This is a genomic window from Pseudomonas sp. P97.38, from assembly GCF_001269745.1.
Taxonomy (GTDB): domain Bacteria; phylum Pseudomonadota; class Gammaproteobacteria; order Pseudomonadales; family Pseudomonadaceae; genus Aquipseudomonas; species Aquipseudomonas chlororaphis_E.
In genome coordinates this window covers 243,851-263,096 of sequence record NZ_LHVJ01000027.1, presented here as the reverse complement: position 1 = coordinate 263,096, position 19,246 = coordinate 243,851, and the positions used below count along the sequence as shown (strand labels likewise).

13 protein-coding genes and 2 riboswitches are annotated in these 19,246 nt (G+C 64.1%); of the genes, 8 read left to right on the top strand and 5 right to left on the bottom strand.

Annotated elements, in window-relative coordinates:
• Window positions 1–63: 63 nt before the first annotated feature.
• Together cobN and cobW are read right to left on the bottom strand one after the other, a co-directional pair.
• Window positions 64–3,825 carry a cobaltochelatase subunit CobN gene (cobN, locus tag AD664_RS22845; protein ID WP_053150044.1) on the bottom strand — a complete coding sequence of 1,254 codons (3,762 nt, stop codon included), beginning with the start codon at window positions 3,823–3,825 and terminating at the stop codon, window positions 64–66.
• Between the two features lie 3 nt (window positions 3,826–3,828).
• On the bottom strand, window positions 3,829–4,893 hold the full coding sequence (gene cobW, locus AD664_RS22840; RefSeq protein ID WP_053150041.1) for a cobalamin biosynthesis protein CobW: 1,065 nt from the start codon (window positions 4,891–4,893) through the stop codon (window positions 3,829–3,831).
• 97 nt (window positions 4,894–4,990) lie between these two features.
• Window positions 4,991–5,205: riboswitch (cobalamin riboswitch) on the bottom strand.
• Between the two features lie 197 nt (window positions 5,206–5,402).
• Window positions 5,403–5,625: riboswitch (cobalamin riboswitch) on the top strand.
• Between the two features lie 104 nt (window positions 5,626–5,729).
• On the opposite strand from cobW, the gene AD664_RS22835 reads away from it, so the two are divergent.
• The 4 genes from AD664_RS22835 (at window position 5,730) to cobM (ending at window position 7,863) form a co-directional block, all read left to right on the top strand.
• Window positions 5,730–5,918, top strand: coding sequence for a CbtB-domain containing protein (locus AD664_RS22835; RefSeq protein ID WP_047739106.1), 189 nt, complete (start codon window positions 5,730–5,732; stop codon window positions 5,916–5,918).
• 11 nt (window positions 5,919–5,929) lie between these two features.
• Window positions 5,930–6,625, top strand: a complete 696-nt coding sequence (locus AD664_RS22830; RefSeq protein ID WP_053150037.1) for a CbtA family protein — start codon at window positions 5,930–5,932, stop codon at window positions 6,623–6,625.
• Window positions 6,622–7,041: a cobalamin biosynthesis protein gene (locus tag AD664_RS22825; RefSeq protein WP_053150034.1), complete on the top strand. Its 420-nt coding sequence runs from the start codon at window positions 6,622–6,624 to the stop codon at window positions 7,039–7,041. The genes AD664_RS22830 and AD664_RS22825 overlap by 4 nt, the downstream gene beginning before the upstream one ends.
• A gap of 75 nt (window positions 7,042–7,116) precedes the next feature.
• Complete coding sequence (cobM, locus tag AD664_RS22820; RefSeq protein WP_053150031.1) at window positions 7,117–7,863, top strand: precorrin-4 C(11)-methyltransferase; 747 nt, start codon at window positions 7,117–7,119, stop codon at window positions 7,861–7,863.
• Between the two features lie 194 nt (window positions 7,864–8,057).
• On the opposite strand, the gene nfuA is transcribed toward cobM, so the two are convergent.
• Window positions 8,058–8,642, bottom strand: a complete 585-nt coding sequence (nfuA, locus tag AD664_RS22815; RefSeq protein ID WP_024781251.1) for a Fe-S biogenesis protein NfuA — start codon at window positions 8,640–8,642, stop codon at window positions 8,058–8,060.
• Between the two features lie 115 nt (window positions 8,643–8,757).
• Complete coding sequence (locus AD664_RS22810) at window positions 8,758–11,049, bottom strand: fatty acid cis/trans isomerase (protein WP_053150028.1); 2,292 nt, start codon at window positions 11,047–11,049, stop codon at window positions 8,758–8,760.
• Between the two features lie 154 nt (window positions 11,050–11,203).
• On the opposite strand from AD664_RS22810, the gene metH reads away from it, so the two are divergent.
• The 4 genes from metH to AD664_RS22790 all read left to right on the top strand — a co-directional run bounded on the left by metH (window position 11,204) and on the right by AD664_RS22790 (window position 17,905).
• On the top strand, window positions 11,204–14,914 hold the full coding sequence (gene metH / locus AD664_RS22805) for a methionine synthase (protein WP_053150025.1): 3,711 nt from the start codon (window positions 11,204–11,206) through the stop codon (window positions 14,912–14,914).
• Between the two features lie 88 nt (window positions 14,915–15,002).
• Window positions 15,003–15,221 (top strand): DUF2970 domain-containing protein, encoded by a 219-nt coding sequence (locus AD664_RS22800; RefSeq protein ID WP_024781254.1) that lies wholly within the window; start codon window positions 15,003–15,005, stop codon window positions 15,219–15,221.
• 547 nt (window positions 15,222–15,768) lie between these two features.
• Window positions 15,769–17,427 carry a nitrite/sulfite reductase gene (locus tag AD664_RS22795; protein WP_042728923.1) on the top strand — a complete coding sequence of 553 codons (1,659 nt, stop codon included), beginning with the start codon at window positions 15,769–15,771 and terminating at the stop codon, window positions 17,425–17,427.
• Complete coding sequence (locus AD664_RS22790; RefSeq protein WP_042728924.1) at window positions 17,411–17,905, top strand: DUF934 domain-containing protein; 495 nt, start codon at window positions 17,411–17,413, stop codon at window positions 17,903–17,905. Before AD664_RS22795 ends, AD664_RS22790 begins: the two co-directional genes overlap by 17 nt.
• Window positions 17,906–18,112: 207 nt before the next feature.
• Here AD664_RS22790 and sohB read toward each other — a convergent pair whose 3' ends face one another.
• Entirely contained in the window at window positions 18,113–19,144 is a 1,032-nt protein-coding gene (gene sohB / locus AD664_RS22785) for a protease SohB (protein WP_042728925.1), read from the bottom strand.
• Window positions 19,145–19,246: the final 102 nt, after the last annotated feature.

The window sequence follows — 19,246 nt, the reverse complement described above, 5'->3', positions numbered from 1 at the left end:
GTTGCCTGGATTACGACTGCTGCGCAGCCGAGCGGGAGCAAGCTCCCTCGCCACAAGTGCACCTCAGCCATCTTCTTCAATGTCCAACAGCAAATTCTCCAACGCCTCGCGGTAGTCGCCTGGCGCCTGCCACATGCCCCGCTGTTGCGCTTCGAGCATGCGCTCGGTCATGTCGCGCAGGGCGTCGGGGTTGTGCTGGCGGACAAACGCCCGGGTGTCCGGGTCGAGCAGGTAGGCGTCGGCCAGCAGCGCGTACTGGTGGTCGTCGATCAGTTGCGTGGTGGCGTCGAAGGCGAACAGGTTGTCCACCGTCGCCGCCAGCTCGAACGCGCCCTTGTAGCCGTGGCGCTTGGCCCCGTCGATCCATTTCGGGTTGGCCGCCCGGGACCGGATGACGCGGTTGAGCTCTTCTTTCAGGGTACGGATCCGCGGCAGGTCCGGCTGGCTGTGATCGCCGTGGTAACTGGCCGCCTTTTGCCCGCTCAAGGTTTCCACCGCCGCCAGCATGCCGCCCTGGAACTGGTAATAATCGTTGGAATCGAGCACGTCGTGTTCGCGGTTGTCCTGGTTCTGCAACACCGCCTGCGCCTGGCTCAAGCGCCGGGAAAACGGCTCCCGGGCGGCAGTGCCTTCGTCGTGGGCACCGTAAGCGTAGCCACCCCAGTTCAGGTACACCTCGGCCAGGTCCTCACGGCTCTGCCACAGGCGCCCGTCGATGGCGCCCTGCACACCCGCGCCATAGGCGCCCGGCTTGGCGCCGAAGATCCGCCAGCCGGCCTGCCGGGTCGCCGCCTCTGCCGTCAGGCCCGACGCCAGCAAGCTGTCACGCTCGCTGCGCACCTTGGCGGCCAGGGGGTTCATGTCGGCCGGTTCATCGAGGCTCGCGACCGCTTGAACCGCCGCATCGAACAGGCGAATCAGATTGGCGAAGGCATCGCGGAAGAATCCGGAGACCCGCAGCGTCACATCCACCCGAGGCCTGTCCAACAGGCTCAGCGGCAAGATCTCGAAATCGTCCACCCGCTGGCTGCCAGTGGCCCAGACCGGGCGCACGCCCATCAATGCCATGGCCTGGGCGATGTCGTCGCCGCCGGTGCGCATGGTCGCGGTGCCCCACACTGACAGGCCGAGCTGGCGCAAATGATCGCCGTGATCCTGCAAATGCCGTTCGAGCATCAGGTTGGCCGACTGGAACCCGATGCGCCACGCCGTGGTGGTGGGCAGGTTGCGCACGTCTACCGAGAAAAAGTTACGCCCGGTGGGCAGCACGTCCAGGCGCCCGCGACTTGGCGCACCGCTGGGGCCGGCCGGCACGAAGCGCCCGCCCAAGGCATCAAGCAGGCCGCGCATTTCTGCCGGGCCGCAGGCGTCCAGGCGCGGGGCAACGACGGCGCGCAGGTTTTCGACGATGCTGCGCGCCGTTTCCCAGCCCGGCGCCTCCAGCCGCTGGACGTCGCCTGCCAGCGCTTGCTCGATCAAGCACGCCGCGAACAGCTCCAGGCGCTCGCGCGTATCACCGGCGGTGCGCCAGGGTTCGGCGCTGACCTGCTGCAACGCCTCGGGACAAGGGCCGGCCCAAGGGTCGGCCAAGGCGCAATCCAGTGGATCGAAGCCCAGCTCAAAGGCGTTCGACAGCGCCCGCAGCAGGCTCGACTGTGCACCTTTGCCGTCGCCGCGGGGAATGCGCAATAACGCCAGCAACGTGTCGATGCGCAGCCGTCCGCTGGGCGACTCGCCGAAGATGTGCAGGCCGTCGCGGATCTGCGACTCCTTCAGGTCGCACAGGTAGGTGTCCAGGCGCGGCAGCCAGACCGCCGCGTCGGCGTCAGCCTCCAATTGCAGTTCGCGGTCGATGTGGGTTTCGCGCACCAGGTTCAGGATGTCCCGCTGCAATTCTCGGGCGCGGCGCGGATCGAGCAGTTGCGCCTCGTAGTATTCGTCGGCCAGCCGTTCGAGGTCGCGCAGCGGCCCGTAGGTTTCGGCGCGGGTCAGCGGCGGCATCAGGTGGTCGATAATCACCGCCTGGGTCCGGCGCTTGGCCTGGGCACCCTCGCCCGGGTCGTTGACGATGAACGGATAGATATTCGGCAGCGGGCCCAACAGCGCGTCCGGCCAGCAGTTTTCCGACAAACCGACGCCCTTGCCCGGCAGCCATTCGAGGTTGCCGTGCTTGCCGACATGGATCACCGCGTGGGCGCCGTAGGTGTGGCGCAACCAGAAATAGAACGCCAGGTAGCCGTGGGGCGGCACCAGGTCCGGGTCGTGGTAGACCGCACTCGGGTCGACCTGATAGCCCCGCGCCGGCTGGATGCCGACGAACGTCAGGCCCAGGCGCAGGCCGGCGATCATCAGGCGCCCGTCGCGGAACATCGGGTCCTGCTCGGGCGCCCCCCAGCGCGCCAGCACCGCCTGGCGATTGGCGTCAGGCAACGCGTCGAACAGCGCCTGGTAGGCCTCGACGGCCAGGCTCTGGTGACACGGCCGCAGGTCGAGGCTGTCCAGGTCGTTGCTGACCCCGCCGAGCAACTGCTGGATCAACGCGGTGCCGCTCGCCGGCAGTTCGGCCGGCAACGGGTAACCCTCGGTGTGCAGGGCCCGCAGGATATTCAACGCCGCGGCCGGGGTGTCCAGGCCCACGCCGTTGCCGATGCGGCCGTCCCGGGTCGGATAGTTGGCCAGCACCAGCGCCACCCGTTTCTCCCCGTTGGGCAACCGCGCCAGGGCGCTCCAGCGTCGAGCCAGTTGCGCAACGAAATCCATGCGCTCGGGCACGGCCCGGTAGCAGACCACATCGCTCTGGCTGCGCTCGCTGCGCCAGGCCAGGTCCTTGAAACTGATGGGCCGGCTGATGATTCGCCCGTCCAGCTCAGGCAAGGCAATGTGCATCGCCAGGTCCCGCGGCCCCAGGCCTTGCTCGCTGGCGCGCCAGCCGGGTTCGTTGTCTTGGGCGCAGATCGCCTGGATCACCGGAATGTCGCGGCGAAACGGCCGCAAGTGAGGCGCTTCCGGACTGGATTGGGCGAACCCGGTGGTGTTGAGGATCACCCCCGCCTCGACCTCATCCAGCCAATCCTCGACCTGCGCCAGGCAGGCCGGCTCCTTGAGGCTTGCGACGGCCATGGGCAACGGGTTGAGCCCCGCTGCTTGCAGGCGCTGGCAGAACACGTCGATGAAGGCGGTATTCGCCGCTTGCAGGTGCGAGCGATAAAACAGCAAGGCCGCCACCGGCTGGTCGGCCCGCCAGTCGGCTTGCCAATCGCCGAGGCTGGCGTTGGTGTTTTGCGGGTGATAGATCGCCGTACGCGGCAGGGCCTGCGGTTCGTCCCACGGGTAATCGCGACCGAACCATTGGCTGGCCAGGTTGTAGAACAGATTCAGGGCATTGCCCAGGCCACCCTGGCGCAAGAACTGCCAGAGCCGGTCGCGCCCCTCAAAGGGCACGTTGCTGAGGTCGCTCAGCTCCGGGTCAGGCCGATCGTCACCCGGCACCAGGATCAACGTCACCCCGCGCCCAGCCAATTCCATCAACCGTTCAATGCCGTAGCGCCAATAGCCGATGCCGCCGTGCAGCGACAGCAGGATGACCTTGGCGTGGCGCAGCACGTCTTCGAAGTACAGGTCTACCGAGGCGTGGTTCTGCACTTGCATCGGGTTTGCAAGGCGAAACGGCGGGTAGTCGTCCGGCAACTGCCGCGCCGCTTCGGCCAGCAGCGCCAGGCTGGAGTCGCCGCTGCACAGGATCACCAGCTCGGCGGGGGTTTGCCCCAGGTCGGCAATGTTGTCGTCCGCTACAAAGCCGCCCGGCTGGGTCCTGAGCAGGTGCATGGCTTAGACGCTAAGGGCGGCGCGCAGCTGCGCTTCGAGCAGGCCGGCGTCCAGCGCCTGGCCAATCAGCACCAGGCGGGTGACCCGCGCTTCATCGGCGCCCCACTGGCGATCGAAATGCTTGTCGAAACGCGTGCCGACACCTTGCACCAGCAAACGCATCGGCTTGTTCGGGATGGCCGCGAAACCCTTGACCCGCAGCACGCCATGTTGCACCACCAGTTGAGTGAGCGCGTCCAGCAACAGGCTCTCGTCAGCCTGGGGTAGTTCGATGGAGATGGAGTCGAAAGCGTCGTGATCATGGTCATCTTCGTCGCCATCATGGTGATGGTCGTGATGGCTGTGGCGAGCGTCGATGTGTTCTTCGGAGCCGGCGCCCAGGCCGATCAACACGTCCAGTGGCAGGCGCCCGCTGCTGGCTTCGATGACCTTGACCGCCGGCGGCAATTCCTCGGCCACTTCCAGACGGACTTTCGCCAGGTCTTCGGGGCTGATCAGGTCGGCCTTGTTGAGGATCACCAGGTCGGCGCTCGCCAGTTGATCGGCGAACAGTTCGTGCAGCGGCGATTCGTGGTCCAGGTTCGGATCGAGTTTGCGCATGGCGTCCACCTGGTCGGGGAACGCAGCGAAAGTGCCAGCCGCCACGGCAGGGCTGTCGACCACGGTGATGACCGCGTCGACGGTGCAGGCGCTGCGGATTTCCGGCCACTGGAAAGCCTGGACCAACGGTTTGGGCAAGGCCAGCCCGGAGGTTTCGATGAGGATGTGGTCAAGGTCGCCGCGCCGGGCCACCAGCTCGCGCATCACCGGAAAGAACTCTTCCTGCACCGTGCAGCACAGGCAGCCGTTGGCCAGCTCGTAGACGCGGCCGTTGGCTTCTTCTTCGGTGCAACCGATCGAGCATTGCTTGAGGATCTCACCGTCGATGCCCAGTTCGCCGAACTCGTTGACGATCACCGCGATGCGGCGACCCTGAGCGTTGTCGAGCATGTGCCGCAGCAACGTGGTTTTACCCGAGCCGAGGAAACCGGTGACGATGGTGACGGGGAGTTTGGCCAGTGTTTTCATCGGATGCCCTTTGGCAAGGTGGCGGGCAAACGGGACGACAACCGCAGGCACAGGCGTGCGCGGAAGATTTCGCCACCGGATCACCCCGCCCGGTTGTAGTGAGAATCTGTCTCGAGGCAGGTCTCCTGGCTGACGGCGGGCCCGGCCAGGCTTTGACAAAGCCTGGGGGGCAATTCCTGCGCCTTCCCGTGCGCATGCACAGTGGCCCGGCAGGAACGTCACCGTTCACAGTTGCGGGGGCAGCCGCGGCTTGGACCGCGTTCCCTTCTTAGCTTCGGCGCAAACCGAAGAACCTCGAAGGCGCAAGGCTACCCAGGGTGTGCGGGCGGGTCAATCTACGCAAGTAAGATGCAGGATGCTGTTGTGGCGAGGGAGCTTGCTCCCGCTCGGTTGCGCAGCGACCGAAAAGAGCCGGGGGCCGCTGCGCTGCCCAGCGGGAGCAAGCTCCCTCGCCACAACAGCCCGCTCGTCTGCCCTTGTACATTGACGCCCGCCCCCGCCCATGCTCTCCTGTGCACCTAGTTACGGGTGCCCTTCACAGGGTGAAACGGGAAACCGGTGAATCGTGTGCTTTACTTCAAGGTCACGTCAGTCCGGTGCTGCCCCCGCAACGGTAAGCGAGCGAAGCGTCTTAACCACTGTGCCCATGGCATGGGAAGGTGACGCTTGCCGGCAAGGCCCAGCCCCTGCCCCTCGCGAGCCCGGAGACCGGCCCATGACTCAAGCATCAACAAACCCGCGGTGGGCGGGCGCTGTTCGAACCTTGGCGGTCTTCGCCCGGGTTTTCATTGCGCTCGATTTACCCACTGGACGAGACAAGAACAGAGGGAAGCGCCATGTCGACCATCAGCAGCACCGTTCGTACCGCCAGCAGCACCACCACCCTGAGCCAGCGCCTGAGCGCGGCGATCCTTGCCTCGATCCTGGGTGCCGGGCTGGTCTATTTCGCCGGGTTTTCCCACATCGAAGCGGTGCACAACGCTGCCCACGACACCCGCCACAGCGCCGCCTTTCCGTGCCATTGAGACCTGACGACATGATCAAGCGTATCGCCCAGACCGCCGGTTTCAGTGGATTGCTGGCCGCCCTGCTGCTGACCCTCCTGCAAAGTTTCTGGGTATCGCCGCTGATTCTCCAGGCCGAGACCTATGAAAAAGCCCCCGCGGCTGAAGTCCACGAGCACGCGGCCGGGGTTGCCCATACCCATGACGCCGAAGCCTGGGAGCCCGAAGACGGCTGGCAGCGCGTGCTGTCCACCACGGGCGGCAACCTGGTGGTGGCGGTGGGCTTTGCGCTGATGCTGGCCGGCTTGTACACCTTGCGCACACCGACCCGCACCGCACAGGGCCTGCTCTGGGGGCTGGCCGGCTATGCCACGTTCGTCCTGGCTCCCACCCTCGGCCTGCCGCCGGAGCTGCCCGGCACGGCGGCGGCCGACCTGGCCCAGCGGCAGATGTGGTGGATCGGCACCGCCGCGTCCACCGCCGTGGGCATCGCCCTGATCGCCTTCGGCCGGCACTGGCTGCTCAAGCTGCTGGGCGTGGCGACCCTGCTGGTGCCCCACGTCATTGGCGCACCGCAACCGGAGGTCCACTCGATGCTGGCACCCGAAGCCCTTGAAACCCAGTTCAAGATCGCCTCGCAACTGACCAACGTGGCGTTCTGGCTGGCCCTGGGCCTGATCAGCGCCTGGCTGTTCCGCCGTGACGGTCAAGCCCACCACGAGGCATGAACAGCCGCTCTTCCCAGGCTGCGCCAGCCTTGGTGATCGGCCTGGGCTGCCAGCGTGGTTGTCCGGCCAGCGCGTTGCGCGCCTTGCTGGAGCAAACCCTGCAAGCCCACGGCATCGACCTTGATCACGTGCAGGCCCTGGCCAGTATCGACCTCAAGCAGAACGAAGCGGGCCTGCTGGAGCTGGCCGAACATCTGGCGTTGCCACTGGTGTGCTTCAGTGCCGAGCAGTTGGCCGGTTATCAGGACCGTCTCAGCCACCGCTCCGACATTGCCTTCGAACGGACCGGCTGCTACGGCATCGCCGAAAGCGCCGCCCTGGCCCTGGCCGACCGCCGGGGCACGGCACCGGCCACGCTGCTGATTACCCGCCAGCGAGGCCTCAAGAGCACGCTGGCCTTGGCGGTCGTGGCGTAAATCCCGATAATCGGCGCCCAGGATCATGAGCGATCTTCATCCAAGCGCCACTCACCTACCCTGCAGGAGCCGGTCATGACCGTTTACTTCATCGGCGCCGGCCCCGGCGACCCGGAACTTATCACCGTCAAGGGCCAGCGGCTGATCCGCAGCTGCGCCGTGATTATCTACGCCGGCTCCCTGGTGCCGGCCGCCGTGCTGGAAGGCCACCGCGCCGAGCAGGTGATCAACAGCGCCGAACTGCACCTCGAACAGATCATCGAATTGATCAGGGCGGCCCACCTCAAGGGCCAGGACGTCGCCCGGGTGCACTCCGGGGACCCGAGCCTGTATGGCGCCATCGGTGAGCAGATTCGCTGCCTGCGGGCGTTGGAGATTCCGTTCGAGATCATTCCGGGCGTTACCGCAACGTCCGCCTGCGCCGCCCTGCTGGGCGCCGAGCTGACCCTGCCGGACGTGTCCCAGAGCGTCATCCTGACCCGTTACGCCGACAAGACCGCCATGCCCGCCGGGGAGGAACTGGGCAGCCTGGCGCAACACGGCGCAACCCTGGCGGTTCACCTGGGGGTCAATCATCTGGAAAAAATCGTGGCTGAACTGCTGCCGCACTACGGCGCGGATTGCCCGGTCGCCGTGATCCACCGGGCCACCTGGCCGGATCAGGATTGGGCCGTGGGCACGCTGGCAGACATCGCTGCAAAGGTCCAGGCCAAGGGCTTTCGCCGCACGGCGCTGATCCTGGTGGGACGGGTGCTGGGCAATGATGTGTTCAGCGAGTCATCGCTGTACCGCGCCGGGCACGCGCACCTCTACAGGTCCTGAGCCACAGGCCCCGAGCCGTCAGCCGGATCGACCCGAATCCCCGTGGGAGCGGGCTTGCTCGCGAAAACGGTGTATCAGGTGGCTGACGTGTTGGATGTACCGCCGCCTTCGCGAGCAAGCTCGCTCCCACAGGATTCACCGCAATCCTTGTGGGAGCGAGCTTGCTCGCGAAGTGGTAGCCCGGCCTGCACCAATCAGTAGTAGGCGTTCTCTTTCTGGGTGTGGTCGGTCACGTCGCGCACGCCCTTGAGCTCAGGGATGCGTTCGAGCAGGGTGCGCTCGATGCCTTCCTTCAAGGTCACGTCGGCCTGGCCGCAGCCTTGGCAGCCGCCGCCGAACTGGAGCACGGCGATGCCGTCTTCCACCACGTCGATCAGCGACACCTGGCCGCCGTGGCTGGCCAGCCCCGGGTTGATTTCGGTTTGCAGGTAGTAGTTGATGCGCTCGTTGATCGGGCTGTCGGCATTGACCATCGGCACCTTGGCGTTAGGCGCCTTGATGGTCAGCTGGCCGCCCATGCGGTCGGTGGCGTAGTCGACCACGGCATCATCGAGAAACGCTTCGCTGAACGAATCGATGTAGGCGGTGAAGCTCTTGAGCCCCAGCGCGGTGTCTTCGGGTTTCTCTTCCCCAGGCTTGCAGTAGGCAATGCAGGTTTCAGCGTACTGGGTGCCGGGCTGGGTGATGAAGATACGGATCCCGATCCCCGGGGTGTTCTGCTTGGACAGCAGGTCGGCCAGGTAATCGTGGGCGGCATCGGTAATGGTTATGGCGGTCATGGAAACTCCTCGCAGGCTTGCCGGCAGTTTACGCCAATCATCGCGCCGGACAAAGTCCCAGTATTTTTGTCAGGAAAGCAGCCGGCGACACGATCCGCGAAGCCGGCCGTTCACGTCAGAGGTTCTGGTAGCGGTTCATGTCCAGCACACCGGCTTCCAACGGCTCCGTCTCCTGGATGTACTGGCTCAGGTCGTGGAAGTAGAACCAGAACTGCGGGTGACTGCGGCGAATCCCCCAGCGCTCGACAATCCGCTCGAACGCCGGCTCGTCCTGGGCGCTTTCCATGGCATCAACGAACGCCGGCACCTGTCCGGCCGGGATGTTGAAGATAAAGTTCGGGTAGCTGCTGAGCACCCCGGGGTACACCGTCAAGGTGTCCAGGCCGGGTTGGTAACGCAGTTCCTCGCCCAGCAGGAACGCCACGTTGCTGTGGGCCCGGTTGCGCATCAGGCTGTAGACCTCACGGTGGCCGCCAGGGGTTTCGACCCGCAGCAGGGTCGCTTCGGGCAGTTGATTGATGACGCTGAGTCCCGCCGCCGGGCGTGACACCAGGCGGCTGAGGGCCTGATCGGCGTTCTGCAGGGCCGGATCGATGTTCGGCCGCGAGCAATAGGCGCCCTCGCAGCGGTTGATTGGGTCGGGCCGCGCGTTCAGTTCGCCATAACGGGCCAGCAACTGCCGGGTGAAGTCACGCATCGGGTCGTGTTCATCGAGCTTGAGCGCGGTCGGCTTGTCATCGTCGATGGCCTCGTAATCGAGCCACATCTTGAACTTGCCCCCGGACTGGTACCAGTCGTCAAGATAGGCTTCGCGGGAATCGGCCGGCATCAGGCGCAGGAAGTTCTGCTCGGCACCGTTGCGGATCAGGTCGAAGTACAGCCGGGTCTGGGCCTGGTGGGACACATTGCCGAACACATCGAAGTTCACCGCCAACTGGTAATAGGTGCGCTCCAGCAGCGGGAAATCGAACAGCCACATCGTCTGCGGCACGTCGCCGATCAGGCCCTTGGTCACCGAGGCACTGTCGAAATGCCGGAAGATGCTCAACAGCGCATTGTCATTACCGGCCCACAACGTCGACCAACTCGGCGGCGGCAACTCGGCGTAGTTGTCGCGGCGCAACGCTTCGTACGCGTTGCGCTTGTCGCGGTAGTCGCGCCACAGGCTCAGGACGCTGCCGACGTCGTCATTCTGTCCCGGCATCGCCAGCAACGGCGTGGCCTGGCCGCGATAGTTCGGGTCGGTGATGTACAGGTCATGCTCGGGGGCCTGGAACAACGCCCAGAAATTGTCGCGGATCACATCCGTGGCGATCTGACCCCGGCACACCGGCCCACGGATGAAGGTGCGCACGAAGTACTCGGCGTTATCGAGCATGAACTGGTAGCGCGCCTGGGCCGGGATCGCCTCGAAGGTGGAGAACGGATTGGCCCGACGCTCCGGCCCATAGCCCGGCAACGCGCTGACCTGCCACTTGCCGCTGTAGAACAGGCTCTTGATCCGCGCCATCTTGGCCGGGCTCAAGCCATAGGTGATGTGGGTCTTGTGCACGATCACCCCCTGCACCGGCCACAGCCGATAATAGATGCGGGTGCCGGGATCGTCGTTCGGGCGGCGGGTGTTGATCAGGTCGATGGGCTGGCCGGTGGGCGTGCGTGAACGCACCCACTGGAAGAAATGCCCCGGCTCGCCGTCCTTGAAATAGATGTGCGCCAGAAACCAGTGCTCGAACAACCAGCGCCCCACCAGGCTTTCCCGGGCGCCAGGCGCATTGAGCAGGTTCTCCCACTGCACCACCTGCAAGGCCTCGGCAGCACTCGGAGCCAGGGCCTGCTGGTCGATGGGCGCACCGGCCGCCAGCCAGCGCTGCAACGTCTGGTACTGCTGGTCGGTCAGACCGGTGACGGCCAGGGGCATGCCTTCGCGCGGATGTGCGGCGGCATACTCGTCGAATTGCCCCGGGACCGCGCAACTGTTGTCGCGGTTGAGCCCGAGCACAATGTCTTCGGGCAGCTTGGCGTTGGGCGTCAGTGGCGTGCGGTGGCCCAGTTCCAGCATCCGCGCCATCAACGCCGCCTGGCTGCCCTGGGCATCGAGCACCGAATAGAACCCCTTGCGCTGCCAGGCCCGCTGGCCGGACGCGTCATAGAACAACCGGGTCGGCTCCGCCGCCACTCGCCGCTCACCGTCATACACCGACAGTTTGCTCGCGCCCCGGGCCACGCCTTCGCCGCTGCCCAGGTTCAACTGGCAGGCGGAATCGTAGCAGGCGTGGCAGGCCACGCATTTCTCCGTGAAGATCGGCTGGATGTCGCGCGTATAGGAAAGTGCCGGGGCGGGATCCCCGGCCACTGCAATGAAAGACCACAGCAGCAACAGACTGCCGACGAAAACCCGGTACGGCATGTCGCGGATCCTGAAAGAAAGTCCGGCGATTCTACCGGGCCAGCACTCCCTTGCAAACATGAGCGAGATTCATGCAAAAGGCACCTGCGATCAAATACCGCACAGGTTTGCTATCATCCCGGCTTTCGTCATCGTCATTTTTCCAGGTAGTCCTATGTCTGATCGCAGCGCTCGCCTTTATCTTCTCCAGCAAGCCCTCAAGGAACGCATCCTGATCCTCGACGGTGGCATGGGCACGATGATCCAGAGCTACAAGCTGGAAGAGCAGGACTACCGCGGCAAGCGTTTCGCCGACTGGCCGAGCGACGTAAAGGGCAACAACGACCTGCTGGTGCTGAGCCGCCCCGACGTGATCGGCGCCATCGAAAAAGCCTACCTGGATGCCGGTGCCGACATCCTCGAAACCAACACCTTCAACGCCACCCAGGTGTCCCAGGCCGACTACGGCATGCAGGGCCTGGCCTATGAGCTGAACGTGGAAGGCGCGCGCCTGGCCCGCCAGGTGGCCGACGCCAAGACCCAGGAAACCCCGGACAAGCCACGCTTCGTCGCCGGCGTGCTCGGCCCGACCAGCCGCACCTGTTCGTTGTCGCCGGACGTGAACAACCCCGGCTACCGCAACGTGACCTTCGATGAACTGGTGGAGAACTACACCGAAGCCACCCGGGGCCTGATCGAAGGCGGCGCCGACCTGATCCTGATCGAGACCATCTTCGACACGTTGAACGCCAAGGCGGCGATCTTTGCCGTGCAGGGCGTGTATGAAGACCTGGGCGTCGAGCTGCCGATCATGATCTCCGGCACCATCACCGACGCCTCCGGCCGCACCCTCTCCGGCCAGACCACCGAAGCCTTCTGGAACTCCGTGGCCCACGCCAAGCCGATCTCCGTGGGCCTGAACTGCGCCCTCGGTGCCCGCGAGCTGCGGCCTTACCTCGAAGAGCTGTCGAACAAGGCCAACACCCATGTCTCGGCGCACCCGAACGCCGGCCTGCCCAACGAATTCGGCGAATACGATGAATTGCCGGCCGAGACCGCCAAGGTCATCGAGGAGTTCGCCCAGAGCGGCTTCCTGAACATCGTCGGCGGCTGCTGCGGCACCACGCCGGCGCACATCGAAGCCATCGCCAAGGCCGTGGCCGGTTATGCGCCACGGCAGATTCCGGAGATCCCACGGGCCTGCCGCCTGTCGGGCCTGGAACCGTTCACCATCGATCGCAACTCGCTGTTCGTCAACGTGGGCGAGCGGACCAACATCACCGGCTCCGCCAAGTTCGCCCGGCTGATCCGCGAAGACAACTACACCGAAGCCCTCGAAGTGGCCCTGCAACAGGTCGAGGCCGGCGCCCAGGTGATCGACATCAACATGGACGAGGGCATGCTCGACTCGAAGAAGGCCATGGTGACCTTCCTCAACCTGATCGCCGGCGAACCGGACATCTCCCGCGTGCCGATCATGATCGACTCCTCGAAATGGGAGGTGATCGAAGCCGGCCTCAAGTGCATCCAGGGCAAAGGCATCGTCAACTCCATCAGCATGAAAGAAGGCGTCGAGCAGTTCATCCACCACGCCAAGCTGTGCAAGCGCTACGGCGCCGCCGTGGTGGTGATGGCCTTCGACGAAGCCGGCCAGGCCGACACCGAGGCGCGCAAGAAGGAAATCTGCAAGCGTTCCTACGACATCCTGGTCAATGAAGTGGGCTTCCCACCGGAAGACATCATCTTCGACCCGAACATCTTCGCCGTGGCCACCGGCATCGAAGAGCACAACAACTATGCCGTGGATTTCATCAACGCCTGCGCCTATGTGCGCGATGAACTGCCCTACGCGCTGACCTCCGGCGGCGTGTCCAACGTGTCCTTCTCGTTCCGCGGCAACAACCCGGTGCGCGAGGCGATTCACTCGGTATTCCTGCTGTATGCGATCCGCGCGGGCCTGACCATGGGTATCGTCAACGCCGGCCAGTTGGAGATCTACGACCAGATCCCGGTGGAACTGCGCGACGCCGTCGAAGACGTGATCCTCAACCGTACGCCCGAGGGCACCGACGCCCTGCTCGCCATCGCCGACAAGTACAAGGGCGACGGCAGCGTCAAGGAAGCGGAAACCGAAGAGTGGCGCGGCTGGGAGGTCAACAAGCGCCTGGAGCACGCGCTGGTCAAGGGCATTACCACCCACATCGTCGAAGACACCGAAGAATCGCGACTGTCCTTCGCCCGCCCGATCGAAGTCATCGAAGGCCCGCTGATGGCTGGCATGAACATCGTTGGCGACCTGTTCGGCGCCGGCAAGATGTTCCTGCCCCAGGTGGTCAAGTCGGCGCGGGTGATGAAACAGGCCGTGGCCCACCTGATCCCGTTCATCGAAGCGGAAAAAGGTGACAAGCCGGAAGCCAAGGGCAAGATCCTGATGGCCACGGTCAAGGGCGACGTCCATGACATCGGCAAGAACATCGTCGGCGTGGTCCTCGGTTGCAACGGCTACGACATCGTCGACCTGGGCGTGATGGTGCCGGCAGAAAAGATCCTGCAGGTGGCCAAGGACGAGAAGTGCGACATCATCGGCCTGTCCGGCCTGATCACCCCCTCGCTGGATGAAATGGTGCACGTGGCCCGCGAGATGCAGCGCCAGGATTTCCACCTGCCGTTGATGATCGGTGGCGCCACCACCTCCAAGGCCCACACCGCGGTGAAGATCGAGCCCAAGTACAGCAACGATGCGGTGATCTACGTCACCGACGCCTCCCGCGCCGTAGGCGTTGCCACGCAGTTGCTGTCCAAGGAGCTGAAGGCGGGGTTCGTCGAGAAGACCCGCCAGGACTACATGGACGTGCGCGAGCGCACCGCCAACCGCAGCGCCCGCACCGAGCGCCTGAGCTACAGCGCTGCCATCGCCAAGAAGCCGCAGTTCGACTGGAGCAGCTACCAACCGGTCAAGCCGACGTTCACGGGCGCTAAGGTGCTGGACAACATCGACCTTGACGTCCTGGCCGAATACATCGACTGGACGCCGTTTTTCATCTCCTGGGACCTGGCCGGCAAATTCCCGCGCATCCTCACCGACGAAGTGGTCGGGGAAGCCGCCACCGCGCTGTACGCCGATGCCCAGGCCATGTTGCGCAAGCTGATCGACGAAAAGCTCATCAGCGCCCGCGCCGTGTTCGGCTTCTGGCCGGCCAACCAGGTGCATGACGACGACCTGGAAGTCTATGGCGATGACGGCAAGCCACTGGCCCGCCTGCATCACCTGCGCCAACAGATCATCAAGACCGACGGCAAGCCGAACTTCTCCCTGGCCGACTTCGTCGCCCCCAAGGACAGCGGCGTGACCGACTACGTGGGCGGCTTCATCACCACCGCCGGCATCGGCGCCGAGGAAGTGGCCAAGGCCTACCAGGACGCTGGCGACGACTACAACTCGATCATGGTCAAGGCTTTGGCCGACCGGCTGGCCGAGGCCTGCGCCGAATGGCTGCACCAGCAGGTGCGCAAGGAACACTGGGGTTATGCCAAGGACGAAAGCCTGGACAACGAGGCGCTGATCAAGGAACAGTACAGCGGTATCCGCCCTGCTCCCGGCTACCCGGCCTGCCCGGACCACACCGAGAAAGCCACCCTGTTCCACCTGCTCGACCCCGAAGCCAGCGAGCTCAAGGCCGGACGCAGCGGCGTGTTCCTCACCGAACACTACGCCATGTTCCCGGCGGCGGCCGTCAGCGGCTGGTACTTCGCCCATCCGCAGGCGCAATACTTCGCCGTGGGCAAGATCGACAAGGACCAGGTCCAGAGCTACACCGGCCGCAAGGGCCAGGACCTGAGCGTGACCGAGCGCTGGCTGGCGCCGAACCTGGGCTATGACAACTGAGTGAAGGGATCACGGTCGGCAACGGCCGTGATCCTTTTTTTCACGGGTTGTCTATGCTTGTCCCAGACCCATGGCAAACGAGGGATTTATGGACGATCCAGTCGACAACAAGCCGCCGACCCTGCTGCAGATGATGCACAGCGTGCTGGCCGCCGCTTTCGGCGTGCAAAGCGGCAAGAACCGCGCCCGTGATTTCACCCACGGCAAACCGAGTCACTTCGTGATACTGGGCATCGCCTTCACGGTGATCTTCGCCCTGACGCTGTTTGGCATCGTCAAGCTGGTGGTGCACCTGGCGGGGTTGTAGCAAATCCCCCAGCCACCACACCCTTCTGTGGGAGCGGGCTTGCTCGCGAAATGCGGTGTGTCAGCCAACATTCATATTGACTGAATCACTGCATTCGCGAGCAAGCCCGCTCCCACAGGTTTTTCATCGCATAGTCGATCGATTACTGATGGCTGACCCAGAAAACCGCGGTGCCCACCACCAGGATAATCAGGAACAGAATGGCCCAGGCATCGACGGTACTGTCGCTTTTCCTTGCTTTGGTCGGATTGCTCATTGCATCGCCTCTTGTCGGTTTTGTAGGTGATTGCAGAAAGACTCGACCACAGTTAAGACGATGATTGCCCATACGACAAATGTGGGTTACGAGCCGATAGATCTCATTAGGCCATTTGGTTCTTTACATATACTCAAACATCACTTTTGCGCATAACTCAAAACAGGTATCTTGCACCGGCTCCTTTAGGAGTGCGCGGCCGTGCGCGCAGAATTGCCGAGGCAGAACCCGATTCCAGCGAGCCAACACGCAGCTGTTTCTGATCGGCCCAAGCCTGAGACCGAGACTTATATGTACGTATATGACGAGTACGATCAGCGGATCATCGAGGACCGCGTCAAGCAGTTCCGTGATCAGACCCGACGCTATCTGGCAGGCGAGCTGAGCGAAGAAGAATTCCGCCCTCTGCGCCTGCAGAATGGCCTGTATATCCAGCGGTTCGCCCCGATGCTGCGTGTGGCCGTGCCTTATGGCCAACTGACCTCGCGTCAGGTGCGCAAGCTGGCCCAGATCGCCCGCGACTACGACAAGGGCTATGCCCATATCAGTACCCGGCAGAATGTCCAGTACAACTGGCCAGCCCTGGAAGACGTGCCTGAGATCCTGGCCGAACTGGCGACCGTGCAGATGCACGCGATCCAGACCAGCGGCAACTGCCTGCGCAACGTCACCACCGACCAGTTCGCCGGCGTCGCCGCCGATGAGCTGATCGACCCGCGCCCGTGGTGCGAAATTGTCCGCCAGTGGACCACCTTCCACCCGGAATTCGCCTACCTGCCGCGCAAGTTCAAGATCGCCATCAATGGCTCGTCCTCGGACCGCGCCGCCATCGAAGTCCACGACATCGGCCTGGAAACGGTCTACAACGCCGCCGGCGAACTGGGCTTCCGGGTGCTGGTGGGCGGTGGCCTCGGGCGTACGCCAGTGGTCGGTGCGTTCATCAACGAGTTCCTGCCGTGGCAGGACCTGTTGAGCTACCTGGACGCCATCCTGCGGGTGTACAACCGCTACGGTCGTCGGGACAACAAGTACAAGGCGCGGATCAAGATCCTGGTCAAGGCCCTCACGCCTGAAGTGTTCGCCGAGAAGGTCGAAGCCGAGATGGCGCACCTGCGCGGCGGCCAGACCACCCTGACCGAAGCCGAAGTCCATCGCGTCGCCAAGCACTTCGTCGATCCGCAGTACAAGGCCCTGGGCAACCAGGATGCTGAGCTCGCCGCCCTCGACAAGGAACACCCAGGATTCGCCCGCTGGCGCAGCCGCAACACCCTGGCCCACAAGAAGCCAGGTTACGTCGCGGTGACGCTGTCGCTGAAACCGACCGGCGTCGCGCCGGGCGACATCACCGACAAGCAGCTCGATGCCGTGGCCGACCTGGCCGAGCGCTACAGTTTCGGTCAATTGCGTACCTCCCACGAGCAGAACATCATCCTGGCGGACGTTGAACAGACTCAACTGTTCACCCTCTGGGGCGAGCTGCGCGAACAAGGTTTCGCCACGCCGAACATCGGCCTGCTGACCGACATCATCTGCTGCCCGGGCGGCGACTTCTGCTCGCTGGCCAACGCCAAATCGATCCCGATCGCCGAATCGATCCAGCGTCGTTTCGATGACCTGGACTACCTGTTCGACATCGGCGAGCTGGACCTGAACATTTCCGGTTGCATGAACGCGTGCGGTCACCACCACGTCGGCCACATCGGCATCCTCGGCGTGGACAAGAAAGGCGAAGAGTTCTACCAGGTCTCCCTGGGCGGCAGCGGTAGCCGCGACGCCAGCCTGGGCAAGATCCTCGGCCCGTCCTTTGCCCAGGACGACATGCCTGACGTGATCGAGAAGCTGATCGACGTGTACGTTGAACAACGGACCGAAGACGAGCGCTTCATCGACACTTATCAACGTATTGGCATCGACCTCTTCAAGGAACGCGTCTATGCAGCGAATCATTAAGAACAACGAGGTCATCGACGAAACCTGGCACCTGCTGCCCAAGGACGCGACCCTCGACGGTATCTCAAACTGCGACGACCTGATCGTGCCCCTGGCCCTGTGGCGCGACCATGCGCATGCGCTCAAGGCCCGCGACGGCGGCCTGGGCGTCTGGCTGGATGCCGACGAAGAAGCGGAAGAGATCGGTGATGACGCCAATCAGTTGCAAGTCATTGCGCTGAACTTCCCGGCGTTCACCGACGGCCGTAGCTACTCCAACGCCCGCCTGCTGCGTGACCGCTACGGTTTCAAGGGCGAGCTGCGGGCCATTGGCGACGTGCTGCGCGACCAGTTGTTCTACATGCGCCGCTGCGGCTTCGACGCCTTCGCCCTGCGCGCCGACAAGGACCCGTACGAAGCCCTTGAAAGCCTCAAGGACTTCTCGGTGACCTACCAGGCCGCCACTGACGAACCGCTGCCGCTGTTTCGTCGTCGCTGAGCCTCAAGCAATAAAAAAGCCCTGGACCGGGTGACTGGTCCAGGGCTTTTTCATGGGTGGACGAGGCTCTTCAAACCACCTCGCTCCCTGTGGGAGCGGGCTTGCTCGCGAATGCTGTCAGCACAAGCAAAATGGATGTCGACTGACCCACCGCTTTCGCGGGCAAGCCCGCTCCCACATGGTAGTGGCGAGAGCAGGCTTGGTGGATTACCAGAACCGCTGCTGGGTCAAACGGCTCCACCAGCTCAACAGCACCCGGTCCACCGACCCGCTGGCCGCCATGCCGATGCGTTCCTGCAGGCTTTTGCGCTCGGCGTAGTGCAGGTGGTAAAGCTCGGCGCCCTTGGCCCGTTCGGCCAGGTATTCGTCGCTGGTCTTCAGCTCGTCCACCAGGCCTTTGCCCAGGGCCGCGACGCCCAGCCAGACTTCGCCGGTCGCCACTTCGTCGATGGCCAGTTGCGGACGGTAGTTGGAGACGAAGTTCTTGAACAGCTCATGGGTGATGTCCAGGTCTTCCTGGAACTTCTCCCGGCCCTTCTCGGTGTTTTCGCCGAACACAGTCAAGGTGCGCTTGTATTCGCCAGCGGTCAGCACCTCGAAATCGATGTCATGTTTCTTCAGCAGGCGGTTGACGTTGGGCAACTGGGCGACGACGCCGATGGACCCCAGGATGGCGAAAGGCGCGCTGATGATCTTCTCGCCGATGCAGGCCATCATGTAGCCGCCGCTGGCCGCCACCTTATCGATGCAGACTGTCAACGGCACGCCGGCCTGACGGATCCGCGCCAGTTGCGACGAGGCCAGGCCGTAGCTGTGGACCATGCCACCGCCGCTTTCCAGGCGCAGCACCACTTCGTCCTTCGGCGTGGCCAGGGTCAGCAGCGCGGTGATTTCATGGCGCAGGCTCTCGGTGGCCGACGCCTTGATGTCGCCGTCGAAATCCAGCACGAACACCCGGGACTTGGGCGCCGGCTTGGCCTTCTGCTTTTTCTGCGCTTTTTCAGTCTTGCCTTCGGTCTTGCGCAGGGCCTTGAGCTGGTCCTTGTCCAGCAGCGTCTGTTCCAGGCGCTCGCGCAGCCCCTTGTAGAAATCGTTGAGCTTGCTCACCTGCAACTGGCCAACCGACTTGCGCCGCCCCTTGCTGCGCAGCGCCGCAAAACTGGCCAGCACCACCAGGATGGCGATCACCAGCGTCACGGTCTTGGCCAGGAACCCGGCGTACTCGATGAAAAACTCCACAGCGACTCCTTAAATGCAATGCGCCACTGAACGCAGGCGCGTAACGCCTCCAGCATACCCATGCGCCTGCGCCGCGGCCAGCCAAGAAACCTATGGTTACCT

What these genes read in the sequence shown, in the direction of transcription:
- cobN (WP_053150044.1), bottom strand. Translation starts at nt 3,825, where the DNA reads ATGCACCTGCTCAGGACCCAGCCGGGCGGCTTTGTAGCGGACGACAAC.
- cobW (WP_053150041.1), bottom strand. Translation starts at nt 4,893, where the DNA reads ATGAAAACACTGGCCAAACTCCCCGTCACCATCGTCACCGGTTTCCTC.
- AD664_RS22835 (WP_047739106.1), top strand. Translation starts at nt 5,730, where the DNA reads ATGTCGACCATCAGCAGCACCGTTCGTACCGCCAGCAGCACCACCACC.
- AD664_RS22830 (WP_053150037.1), top strand. Translation starts at nt 5,930, where the DNA reads ATGATCAAGCGTATCGCCCAGACCGCCGGTTTCAGTGGATTGCTGGCC.
- AD664_RS22825 (WP_053150034.1), top strand. Translation starts at nt 6,622, where the DNA reads ATGAACAGCCGCTCTTCCCAGGCTGCGCCAGCCTTGGTGATCGGCCTG.
- cobM (WP_053150031.1), top strand. Translation starts at nt 7,117, where the DNA reads ATGACCGTTTACTTCATCGGCGCCGGCCCCGGCGACCCGGAACTTATC.
- nfuA (WP_024781251.1), bottom strand. Translation starts at nt 8,642, where the DNA reads ATGACCGCCATAACCATTACCGATGCCGCCCACGATTACCTGGCCGAC.
- AD664_RS22810 (WP_053150028.1), bottom strand. Translation starts at nt 11,049, where the DNA reads ATGCCGTACCGGGTTTTCGTCGGCAGTCTGTTGCTGCTGTGGTCTTTC.
- metH (WP_053150025.1), top strand. Translation starts at nt 11,204, where the DNA reads ATGTCTGATCGCAGCGCTCGCCTTTATCTTCTCCAGCAAGCCCTCAAG.
- AD664_RS22800 (WP_024781254.1), top strand. Translation starts at nt 15,003, where the DNA reads ATGGACGATCCAGTCGACAACAAGCCGCCGACCCTGCTGCAGATGATG.
- AD664_RS22795 (WP_042728923.1), top strand. Translation starts at nt 15,769, where the DNA reads ATGTACGTATATGACGAGTACGATCAGCGGATCATCGAGGACCGCGTC.
- AD664_RS22790 (WP_042728924.1), top strand. Translation starts at nt 17,411, where the DNA reads ATGCAGCGAATCATTAAGAACAACGAGGTCATCGACGAAACCTGGCAC.